The sequence below is a fragment of the Tardiphaga sp. genome (assembly GCF_025356345.1).
GTDB lineage: Bacteria > Pseudomonadota > Alphaproteobacteria > Rhizobiales > Xanthobacteraceae > Tardiphaga.
Genome location: NZ_JANXTC010000075.1, coordinates 1 through 11,017 on the forward strand (window position 1 = coordinate 1; position 11,017 = coordinate 11,017).

7 protein-coding genes and 1 pseudogene are annotated in these 11,017 nt (G+C 63.3%); 3 read left to right on the forward strand and 5 right to left on the reverse strand.

What is annotated here, in order from left to right:
* Positions 1 to 2,256 (reverse strand): cadherin domain-containing protein (locus Q0S16_RS04140; RefSeq protein ID WP_295845357.1); only part of this gene is annotated, 2,256 nt, incomplete at its 3' end.
* Positions 2,257 to 2,448: 192 nt separating this feature from the next.
* Here Q0S16_RS04140 and Q0S16_RS04145 point away from each other — a divergent pair.
* The 3 genes from Q0S16_RS04145 to Q0S16_RS04155 all read left to right on the forward strand — a co-directional run bounded on the left by Q0S16_RS04145 (position 2,449) and on the right by Q0S16_RS04155 (position 7,875).
* Positions 2,449 to 4,248, forward strand: a complete 1,800-nt coding sequence (locus Q0S16_RS04145; RefSeq protein WP_295845359.1) for an ABC transporter transmembrane domain-containing protein — start codon at positions 2,449 to 2,451, stop codon at positions 4,246 to 4,248.
* Positions 4,245 to 6,461, forward strand: a complete 2,217-nt coding sequence (locus Q0S16_RS04150; RefSeq protein WP_295845361.1) for an ATP-binding cassette domain-containing protein — start codon at positions 4,245 to 4,247, stop codon at positions 6,459 to 6,461. Before Q0S16_RS04145 ends, Q0S16_RS04150 begins: the two co-directional genes overlap by 4 nt.
* Before the next feature lie 73 nt (positions 6,462 to 6,534).
* The gene (locus Q0S16_RS04155) at positions 6,535 to 7,875 is read left to right on the forward strand and encodes an HlyD family type I secretion periplasmic adaptor subunit (RefSeq protein WP_295845365.1); all 1,341 of its coding nucleotides are present in this window, start codon (positions 6,535 to 6,537) and stop codon (positions 7,873 to 7,875) included.
* 46 nt (positions 7,876 to 7,921) lie between these two features.
* On the opposite strand, the pseudogene Q0S16_RS04160 reads toward Q0S16_RS04155, so the two are convergent.
* The 4 genes and pseudogenes from Q0S16_RS04160 to Q0S16_RS04175 all read right to left on the reverse strand — a co-directional run bounded on the left by Q0S16_RS04160 (position 7,922) and on the right by Q0S16_RS04175 (position 10,866).
* Positions 7,922 to 8,687: pseudogene (locus Q0S16_RS04160) on the reverse strand (amino acid ABC transporter ATP-binding protein).
* A 17-nt stretch (positions 8,688 to 8,704) separates the two neighbouring features.
* Positions 8,705 to 9,481 carry a glucose 1-dehydrogenase gene (locus Q0S16_RS04165; protein ID WP_295845366.1) on the reverse strand — a complete coding sequence of 259 codons (777 nt, stop codon included), beginning with the start codon at positions 9,479 to 9,481 and terminating at the stop codon, positions 8,705 to 8,707.
* A 36-nt stretch (positions 9,482 to 9,517) separates the two neighbouring features.
* A complete protein-coding gene (locus Q0S16_RS04170; protein ID WP_295845368.1) occupies positions 9,518 to 10,189 on the reverse strand; it encodes an amino acid ABC transporter permease in 672 nt (223 codons plus the stop codon).
* A 5-nt stretch (positions 10,190 to 10,194) separates the two neighbouring features.
* Complete coding sequence (locus tag Q0S16_RS04175; protein ID WP_295845370.1) at positions 10,195 to 10,866, reverse strand: amino acid ABC transporter permease; 672 nt, start codon at positions 10,864 to 10,866, stop codon at positions 10,195 to 10,197.
* Positions 10,867 to 11,017: the final 151 nt, after the last annotated feature.

The following is an 11,017-nucleotide window of genomic DNA, read 5'->3' on the forward strand; positions in this document are numbered from 1 at the left end:
GACGACGTAGGTATCGTTGCCGGCGCCACCGATCATGATGTCATTGCCGGCGCCGCCGTTCAAAATGTTGTTGCCGGCGTTGCCCGTCAGTACGTTATCCAGCGTATTGCCGGTGGCATTGATGGCGGCCGATCCGGTCAGCGTCAAATTCTCGACATTGGCGCCGAGGGCGTAGCTGATGCTGCTTTGCACGGTGTCGGTGCCCTGGCCGGCCAGCTCCGTGACGACATCGCCCGTCGCATCGACCACATAGGTATCGTTGCCGGCACCGCCGATCATGACATTACTACCCGCGCCGCCATCGAGAACATTGTCGCCGGCATTGCCGGTGAGGGTGTTCGCCAGGGCATTGCCGCTGGCATTTATCGCGGTCGTTCCCGTCAGAACCAGATTTTCGACATTGGCGCCGAGCGTATAACTGACACTGCTCTGCACCGTGTCCGTGCCGCCGCCGGCGAGTTCGACGACGATATCACCGGTGGAATCCACCACATAAAGGTCGTTACCGGCGCCACCGCTCATGGTGTCGTTGCCGGCGCCGCCATCGAGGATGTTGTCGCCGGCATTGCCGGTCAGAATGTTGGCCAGAGCATTGCCGGTGGTATTGATGGCGGCCGATCCGGTCAGCGTCAGATTCTCAACATTGGCACCGAGCGTGTAGCTTATGCCGCTCTGCACGGTGTCGGTGCCGCCACCGGCAAGTTCGATGACGACGTCGCCGACGCTGTCGACGATGTAGGTGTCGTTGCCGGCGCCACCAATCATGGTGTCATTGCCGGCGCCGCCGTCGAGGATATTATTGCCGGCGTTTCCGGTCAGCACATTGTCGAGTGCGTTGCCGGTGGCATTGATCGACGCCGTTCCCGTCAGCACCAGATTTTCGACATTGGCGCCAAGCGTATAGCTGATACTGCTCTGCACCGTATCGATGCCCTCGCCCACGAGCTCGACGATTATGTCGCCGGTGGAATCCACCACATAGGTGTCGTTGCCCGCGCCACCGATCATGGTGTCATTGCCAGCGCCGCCGCTGAGCACATTGGCGCCCGCATTCCCGGTCAGGATATTGTCGAGCGAATTGCCGGTGGCATTGATCGCGGCCGTTCCGGTGAGGACGAGATTCTCGACATTGGCGCCGAGCGTGTAGCTGATGCTGCTGCGCACCGTATCGGTGCCCTCGCCAGCGAGTTCGGTGACGACGTCGCCGACCGCGTCAACCACATACGTATCGTTGCCGGTACCGCCGATCATGATGTCATTGCCGGCGCCGCCATCGAGCGTGTCGTTACCGGCAAGACCCCGCAGGGTGTCGTTCCCGGCAAGACCTGAGATAACGTCTTCTTCGCTGCTGCCGGTGAGTGTGTCGTTCGCGGCAGTTCCGGTAAACGAGCCGGATTGATTGGTCACCGCGATGGTCAGCGTCTCGCTGTGGCTCAGTCCACCTGCATCGGTGACCTTGAGGTCGATGTCGTGCGAGGTCGCCGTCTCATAGTCGAGCGTGGCGCCAGCCTTGACGCGGACTTCATTGCCGATGATCTCGAACTTCCCGGACGGGTCGGTCAGCGCATAGACAAAGTGGTCACCGGCATCGGGATCGACGGCGCCGAGCGTGGCGACGACGGTGCCGGCCGCGGCATTCTCCTGCACCGAGCCGCCGGCGACGGTGATGTCGCTGGGCGCCTGGTTCTGAACATCCGCGACCACGTCTGGCGCGTCGTCCGAGCCGAGCTCAGCCAGCTTGATCATGGTCGGCGGTTGTGCCGGCATCGCCTCCAAGGCGGCGGGCTCAGCGACGAAACGCTCTCCCGTCGCAGCAACCGCCAGCGGCCGGTCGGAGGCTGGCGGAATAGACGAGAGCACCACGACCTCGCCTGTTGCCGAACCCGGCAAGGCTGGCGTCGCAACAATTACCAGATCCGTCGCGGCCATCTGCGAGCTGACAGAGGCGTCCGCCGGGACCGCAACGCTGATGACCACAGGTGCGCTGATTTCCTGCCGGTCGGACGCCGAGGTCGGGCTGTCATCGGGCGACGTTCTGGCGATCTCGTCGACCCTGGCGTCGGAGACGGCTGTCGTTCCCCGCAGATTGTCGTCAACGCGCGAGCTTCTACTTCCCTGATGCGTGTTGGGGAATTGCGACGCCCGCTGGTCATCGTCCTGAATCAAAATGGACGATTCATTGGCCTTCTTCAGCGACCTGATCAATTTATCCAGGTCTTCATTTTCCGGTACGATGAAACCGTCTACAATCCGCATGGGCGTGATGCTCCGGCGCAGGACAGAATATTTTCCAACGCAAGCCGCTATCTTGCGCCGGTAGTATTGAGATTCATTGCCGGTAGACATGTAAGTTTATAGGTAACCTTAAACGCTTCTTTGACGCTGAAGACGGTGTAATTTAACACTCTTGGCCGATAGTCGAGCTTTTCGCATTCATTTGGACTGCAAATGGCTTTGCTCAACCTACTGACAACTCCGCGCATTGCCGCGCGGGTGTCGGGCTCCCGCGCTGTCGGGCGCATGCGGCGTTATCTGCGACGGACCCGACGAGATGCGGTCAGCTTCATCAACTTGCTGACCCGGACATTGTGGAGCCTTCCGGCCGACGTTCTCGCGGCTTCGATCTTCATCAATCTGCTCGGCCTTGCCCTGCCGCTCGGCATTCTTCAGGTCTATGACCGCATCGTTCCCCATGCCGCGAAGTCGACGCTCGCCTATCTGGTAATCGGGATCTGCTGCATCCTGGTTCTTGAAACGATCCTGCGGATATCGCGGAGCCACGTCATTGCATGGAGCGCCATGAAGCTGGCGTGGAAGTCCAACGTCAACGCGGCATGCCTGGTCGCCTTTGCGCCGGCGAAGCTGGTCGATACGCTTCCTGTCGCACTCTGGATCCAGCGATTGCAGGCGGTGGCCGCCATCTGCGAGTTCAGCATCAGCCCCGCACCTTTGGTGCTGATCGACCTGATCTTCGTCGTCATCTTCTTCGCACTGCTTGTTGTCATCGGTGGCTGGATCGCCGCCTTTCCTGTCTCGATTTTCCTGATGTTCGGCGTCTCCGCGATCGCGCGGGGACGGGAGCTCAGACGCACCACAGCCGGGCGAATGGTGGCCGAGGCGCGGATGCGGGATTTCATGATCGAGACGCTGAACGGAATTGCTACCGTCAAGGCGCTCGGGACGGAGCAGCAGATCCTGCGGCGCTTCGAACGCCTCGCCGAACAGGCCGCGGGCTCGACCTACAATGTTGTGCGCCTGGCGGACGATGCGCAGAGTCTGGGCTCGATGATTTCGATCGTGACCCAGATCACCACGGCAACGATCGCGGCGGTGCTGGCGGTCAATGGTGAAATCTCCGTCGGCGTGGTGGCGTGCAGTACCATGCTGGCCGGGCGCATGATCCAGCCGCTGCTGCGTCTGGTGTCGGCCTGGAATGAAATTCAGGGCGTGTTCGTTTCAAAGGAAATTGCGCGACCGATCTTCGATCTTCCGATCAGTGCGCCCATGACCGTTCCGGGCGCCGCGAGCGAGTGGTCGCCGGCGCGGCTGGTGTTCGAGAAGGTTTGGTTCAGCCCGGGGGAGGGGCAACCCTCCACGCTCGTGGGGGCCAGTCTGGATGTCGCCCCCGGCGAGATCATCGCGATCAGCGGCCGCGACCGGATCGGCAAGTCCACGGTGGCGCGGCTGGCGGCCGGACGCCTGGTTCCCGAGGCCGGCGACGTTTCGATCGATGGCCTTGCCGCCTCGACGGCGGAAGACCAGACGCTCGGCTCCGTGGCGCTGGTCGATCATCAGAATGCGGCCGTTCGTGGTTCGTTGCTCAACAATCTGACCTTGTTCCGTCCGGAGCGCGTCGCCCCGGCCCGCGCCGCGGCACGTCTGCTGAAGCTTGAACGGGATATCCATCGGCTGCCGCGCGGCTATGACACCCAGCTTGGCGAGTCCGCGACCGAAACATTGCCTGATGGTTTCATGCAGCGGATCGCGATCGCGCGCGCCATCGCGGGACGCCCACAACTTCTCGTTCTCGACGAGGCCAATGGCTCGCTGGATTACGAGAGCGATCGGGCGCTGGTCGAAGCACTTCTTCATCTTAAGGGAAAGATCACCGTGGTGCTGATCACCAACCGTCCATCCTTCGCGGCAATCGCCGATCGCCGGTTCACGCTGAGCCATGGAAAGTTCAGCCAGCTCGAAGGCCAGCCCGCCGCAGGCTTGACCGGTCGACCCGCGGGAGCCGTGGCATGAAACATCCCCTTGACGGCTTCGATCGCGCGCCCACCATTCCCGAGATCGCCAGGGAGGCCGTGCTCGAGCAGCAGCGACGGCTGATCGCGGAATTCGGTCCTTACAAAGACGAACGGGCCGGGCCGCCAACGGCTACCGGCCCGTTCGCAGGCATGCTGTGCGAGATCCTGGCGCGGGTCGGCTGGGAAGGCACGCAGCATCGCATTTTCGAGGCGCTTCCGCATTTGAAGCCGATTGCCTCCGTGCAAATGCTGCAAGCTGTTCTGGCGCGCCTCGACGTCAATCTGGTCGGGCTCGACCGCTGCGCATTCGACCTCCTCAAAGAAGATCTGCCCTGCCTGCTGGTTGGAGCGGGAGGCACCTGCGACCTCGTCACGCTTGGACCGCGCGGCGAGTTCGAGGTCTTCAGCCTGCAAGGCGCCCGTAGCAGCACCGATCGATTTCGTTCCGACGACGCGGTCTATCAGATCCGCCCCAGCAAGATCGACGACTTCTCTGGCCGAAGGCAGGCCGGCAGCTTCGTTGCCGATGTGCTCAAGAAGTTGCGGGGGCCTGTTGCGCAGATCACCGGCTATTCGGTGGTGATCAACGCGACAGGACTGCTGCTCTCGTTCTATGTGCTTTCTGTCTACGACACCGTCATTGCGACCAGCTCTCTCGATACGTTGGCGTTCCTCGCCCTGGCGGCCGTGCTGGTGCTGGGCTTCGAGTTCGCGCTCCGTCAGCTCAGGTCGCGGCGGATCGCCTATCTCGCCGCTCGCCTGGATGCCGTGGTCTCGGTCCGGGCCCTGAAGTCGTTGCTCAATTTGCCGCTGACCATGACCGAGCGCGCCCCGATCTCCGCGCAGCTGTCGCGCTTCCGCCAGTTCGAGATCGGGCGTGAGCTGTTCGCCGGAAATTTCGCCTCGGCGCTGTTCGATCTGCCCTTCACTTTGACCTTCCTGATCCTGCTGTTTTCCATTGGAGGATCGCTTGGCTTCCTGCCGATCGGGCTATCCTGCATAATCGCCATCGTCTGTGCCGTGGGCACCACCGCGAACGTCGCCGCGATCGCCGAGGTGAGTACCAACAAGCAGAAGTCGGATGCCTTGTTGTTCGAACTCACGGACAAGCTCAGAACCATCCGGAACGCCTCGGCGGAAGCGATCTGGCTGGCACGTTACGCCGACAGCCTCGCGGCCTATCTGAGGTCCCGCTTCCATCATCTTCAGCTCACGTCGTACCTTCATGCGATCACCAACGCGCTGGTCGCGCTGGCCGGAGTTCTGACGCTGGGTTTTGGCGCGCAGCGCGTGATCGACGGCGCGATGACGCTGGGCGAGCTGATTGCGGCGATGATGATCGTGTGGCGGGTGCTGGTGCCGATCCAGATCTTTTCGCTCAATATCGGCCGCCTCAAGCAGACACTGGGAACGGTGCGTCAGATCAATGATCTGGTGCGGATGGGCAACGAACATGCGAGCGAGGCGCCGCCGATCCTGTCGCGACGCCTGACCGGGCAGATCTTCGTGTCGGGGGCCTATCTGTCGCTGGGCCAGCGACAGGAGCCGCAGCTGCGGGGCGTCAACCTCAAGGTCAAGGCAGGGGAGCTTGTTGCGATCGTCGGGCCCAGCGGCAGCGGAAAATCGACGCTGCTGAAGGTGATCCTCGGCCTCTATCCGCAATATCTCGGCACGATACGTCTGGGCGAGCTTGACCTGCGGCAACTCCATCCAGCGGAAATACGCGCTTCCATCGGCTTTGCCTCGCAGCAGCTGGCGTTCTTTTATGGCAGCATTGCCGCGAATTTCCGCTTTGCCAGTCCCGACGCCACCGACGCGGACATCGTGGCCGCGCTGGCGGCCGTCGGCGTTACCTTGCCGCATCCGGCGCTGCCCGACGGGTTGGCGACACGGATCAGTGGGACCGATGCGCGCGGCCTGTCGCAGGGATGGCTATGCCGGCTGTCGATCGCACGCGCGCTGGTGAAAAAGCCCAGCATCCTGTTGCTGGACAATCCGGGCAACGGCCTCGATCAGGCCGGCGACGCCGCGTTGATGAAGCATCTGGCAGGCCTCAGAGGCAGGTGCACGGTGCTGTGGGTGACGGCGCGGCCCAGCCACATGCGAATGGCTGACCGGGTCATCGAGATGGGTGGCGGCGCGATTGTCACCGATGGCAAGCCCGAGGTGGTTGTTCCCAAGATACTGGCGCGGCTCAACGCCGTCGCCTGAACACAGCATCCGCGCGCAGGCCGCGTTCAGAACACAGGATTGGCGAAGCTCGCCCGACGCGAAAGAGGACATCATGAGCGTGACCAGCAAGACCGCGACCCATTGGCCGTCCGAGACTCCGAACTGGCTGGCGGCCCCGATCGAGTTCGAAGAACAGCGCGGCTTCGTTGCCTCGCGCCGCCGGATGCGGCTGGCGCTCGTCATCGTCATCGTCGCGCTGGCATGGGCCGCGCTGGCCCCGATTCGCGAGCTTTCGGTGGCCCATGGCCAGCTCATCCCGGTGTCCCAGGTTCGGCCGGTGCAACATCTGGAGGGCGGCGTTGTCGACAAGATCCTGGTGGAGGAAGGCCAGCTCGTCGAACAGGACCAGCCGCTGCTGCGGCTGCAAACGGTGATCGCGGAGTCGGAGCTGGCCGGGTTGAAATCCCGCGCCCAGAACCTGTTGCTGCAAAAGGAAAGGGTGTCGGCGCTGCTGGGGGGACGTGACTTCAACCCGATTGGCTTCGGCGACGTCGATGCCGCGTTGTTGGCGGAACACCTTCAGCTCTACCGGTTGCGTTTGGAGCACCGGACCAAGGAACATCAATTGCAACTGGTGAGGGGATTGCAGCGCAAGGCTGAAATCGACGCTTTGTCGCGGGATATCGTGGTGCAGAACCGGCTGGTCGGCATCCAGCAGGAGCAGTTCGATATGCGGGAGAAGCTCGTCTATAATGGCACGGTATCCAAGAAGCAGGTGCTGGAGTCGCTGGCGCTGGTCGAGCAGGCGCGCGGTCAGGTGACGACGACCGAAGGCAGACTGCAGACGACGCGCGAGGCGCTCCGCGAAACCGACGCCGCGCTGGAGGAGTCTGACGCGCAGGCCAACAGGCTGTGGGGCGAGGAACTCAGCAAGACATCGGTCGAGCTCGCCGAAGTGCTGGAGACGATCAAGAAGCAGGCAGATCGGGTCGATCGCCTGATCGTGCGGGCGCCGGCGCGGGGCCGGGTCCAGCAGGTGCTGCAGCGCTCGCCCGGCGAAGTCGTCCGGCCGGGCGAAACCATTGTCCGGATTGTCCCGCAGGATGATGCGCTGGTCGCGGAGGTGTTCGTGAAGCCCGACGATATCGCGGCGGTGAAACTCAATGACAGGGCCGAGCTGAAAGTGACGGCCTATGATTTCAGCAAATACGGCAAGATCAAAGGGGAAGTGAGGGCAATATCGCCCACCACGACCGAGAATGAGGAAAAGCGTCCGTACTACAAGGTGGTGGTCAGTTTCGATGCGAACCGCTCCGATCGCTATACAGCGGAATGGCATTTGAAGCCCGGAATGACAGTTGATGCCGAAATCGTCTCCGGCAGCAAGTCGCTGCTACAATATCTGCTGAAGCCGATCTATCGCGGGGTCGATTCGGCGTTTGCCGAGCGCTAGGGGGACGACCGGCCCGCGCTTGAGCGGGCACGATCGGTGCCCGGATCTAGCGATGCATGATCTGCTTCAGGAAGGCGCGGGTGCGGTCGTGCTGCGGGTTGGAGAAGAACGCCGCCGGCGTGCCCTGCTCGACGATCCGGCCGGCATCCATGAACACCACGCGGTCGGCGACTTCGCGGGCAAATCCCATTTCATGGGTGACGCACACCATGGTCATGCCGTCGCGGGCGAGGCCGACCATCACGTCGAGCACCTCCTGGATCATTTCCGGGTCAAGCGCCGAGGTCGGCTCGTCGAACAACATGATGGTCGGCTTCATGCACAGCGCGCGGGCGATCGCGACACGCTGCTGCTGGCCGCCCGACAATTGGCTGGGATATTTATGCGCATGTTCGGAAATCCGCACGCGCTCGAGAAAATAGCGCGCGGTCTCTTCGGCTTCCGGCCTGGTCGCGCCGCGGATCTTTCGCGGGGCGATGGTCAGGTTCTGCAGCACGGTCAGATGCGGGAACAGGTTGAATTGCTGGAACACCATGCCGACATCGCGGCGTACCACGTCGACGTTGCGGGTCGAATGGTCGAGCTCGACGCCGTTGACGACGATGCGGCCGTCACGATGTTCCTCCAGCCGGTTGATGCATCGGATCATGGTTGACTTGCCGGAGCCGGACGGGCCGCAGATCACTACCCGCTCGCCGCGCGCGACGGAAATCGATATCCTTCAGCACCTGTACGTCGCCGTACCATTTGGTGACGCCGGACATTTCGATGATTGGCGCCGCGGTCTGCGCGGGGTCCCCTGGCAGCATCATCGTCTCCACATCCTTGCTCATGCCGCCATCCATCCGCCATCGACCAGCAGGTTCTCGCCGGTCATAAAGGTTGCCTCGTCGGAGGCCAGAAACAGCGCGGCGTTGGCGACGTCGTCGGGGCGTCCGAGCCGCGGCATCGGCGTGCGGCGCTGCGAATATTCCATCCAGCGCGGCTCGTTGGCACGGCCGGGCTTGCCGGTGATGATCTTGCCCGGCGCCACCGCGTTGCAGATGATGTAGTCCCCGGCATAGTCCGCCGCGATCTGTCGCGTCATGTAGACGACGCCGGCTTTCGAGGTGCCATAGGCGATGTCCTCCGGGCAGGCGATCATGCCGTGCTGCGACGAGATGTTGACGATGCGGCCGCGCGTCTCGTTCCGCACCTCCTGCGTCAGCATCTGCCGCGCGGCGGCGCGCGACATCAGGAACACGCCGGTGAGGTTGACCGCCATCGTGCGCTCCCATTCCTGGAGGCTGGTGTCGGTCAGCCGCTTGCCGGTGCCGATCGCGGCATCATTGACCAGCACGTCGAGCCGGCCGAACGCATCGACGGTCTGCCGCACCGCGCGTTCCGTATCGTCCTCGGAGGCGACGTCGATCTGGACGAAGGCGACGTCGTGCCCCTCGGCGCGCAGCAGCTCCAGCGTCGGTATCCCACCCTCGCGCACCTCGGGCGTCAGATCGGCGAGCATCAGCCGTGCGCCCTCGGCGGCGAAGCGGCGCGCGATGGCACGGCCGATGCCGGACGAGGCGCCGGTGATGAGGATGGATTTATTAGCCAGGCGTCCGGTCATTGGTGTTCTCCGCTGCCGGTGAATAGGGCGGTCATGCTATCTGACCTTCAGGGCTTGTCGCTCCAGCCGTGCCACCCAGCGCGCGAACGGGTACAGCATGACAAAGAAGATCACCGCGGCGGCCATCAGCGGCGTCGGATTATAGGTCTGCTCCTGCGCCACCCGCGCCGAGCGAAGCAGTTCGGGCAGCGCGACCAGAGCTGCGATCGGCGTCGTCTTCACCAGCTCCAGCGAATTGCTGGCGAGCGGCGCCAGCACGTTGCGGATCGCCTGCGGCAGAATGATGTGAAGCGCCACATGCAGTGGCTTGAAGCCGAGCGCGCGCGCGGCGTCGGTCTGGCCGGCCGGCACCGACAGGATGCCGGCGCGAAAGATCTCGCCATAATAGCCGGAATTGTTCAGCACGATCGCCAGCACCGCCGCGGTGAAGCCATTGAGGGTAAGCCCCAGAAACGGCATGCCGTAGAAGATCAGGATCAGCAGCACCACCACCGGAAACGACCGGAACAGGTCGATATAGACCAGCAGCGCGATGTTCACCCAGCGGTTCCGGAAGCTGTAGATCACGGCGATGGCGAGGCCGAGCCCGATGCCGAGCGGCAGGGCCACGGCCGACAGCCAGATCGTATAGATCAGCCCCTGCAGCAGCAGCGGGTAGATCCGCAGCAGCGAATCCCAGTTGGCGAAATTCTCGAGCAGCAATTCCATGATGCTCAGCGACCCCGGCTATAGCGGAATTCAATCCACCGGCTGGCCAGCACCAGCGGCAGGAAGAAGGTGAGATAGAACGCCGCCGCCAGCGTCAGCGGCGAGGGGTTGGCGACCAGCGCCATCACGCTCTGCGCCTGGCCGAGCGTTTCCGGCAGCGACACCGCGGTGCCGAGCGCGGTGCCCTTGCTGATCGAGATCGCGCGGTTGGTCAGCAGCGGGATCGCCAGCCGGATCGCCTGCGGCAGGATGATGGTCAGCAGGGTGCGGGCGCGGCTGAAGCCGAGCGCGGCGGCGGCGTCCCATTGTCCGCGCGGCAGCGCCATGATCGCGGACCAGAAGATCTCGGTCGAGAACGCCGACAGCACCAGGCCGAGCGCCAGCACGGTGGTGACGAAGGGCGACATCGTGAAGTCGAGATAGGGCAGGCCGAAATAGATGAAGATGATGACGACGAGCTGAGGCAGCGTGCGGAAGATGTCGACATAGATGGTGATGAAGAAATTGACGACGCGGATGCTGGCGGCGCGCAGCAGTGCCAGCGCCAGTCCGAACAGCGTGCCGCAGGCAATCACCAGCAGCGAAACGATCACGGTGGTGCGAAATCCCGCGAGCACCTGCGGAAAGGCGAGCGCGAGCACCTCGGCGTTGAAGTAATATTCGACGATCCGGTCCATCGGGTCTCCGCTAGCCGGGGCAAGCCCCGCCAGGATAAATGTTGGCTGCGCCGGACACCACAGCCGTCATTGCGAGGAGCCCTTGCGACGAAGCAATCCAGTCTTGCCGAGCTTGTGGCTCTCCGGATTGCCGCGTCGCTTCGCTCCTCGC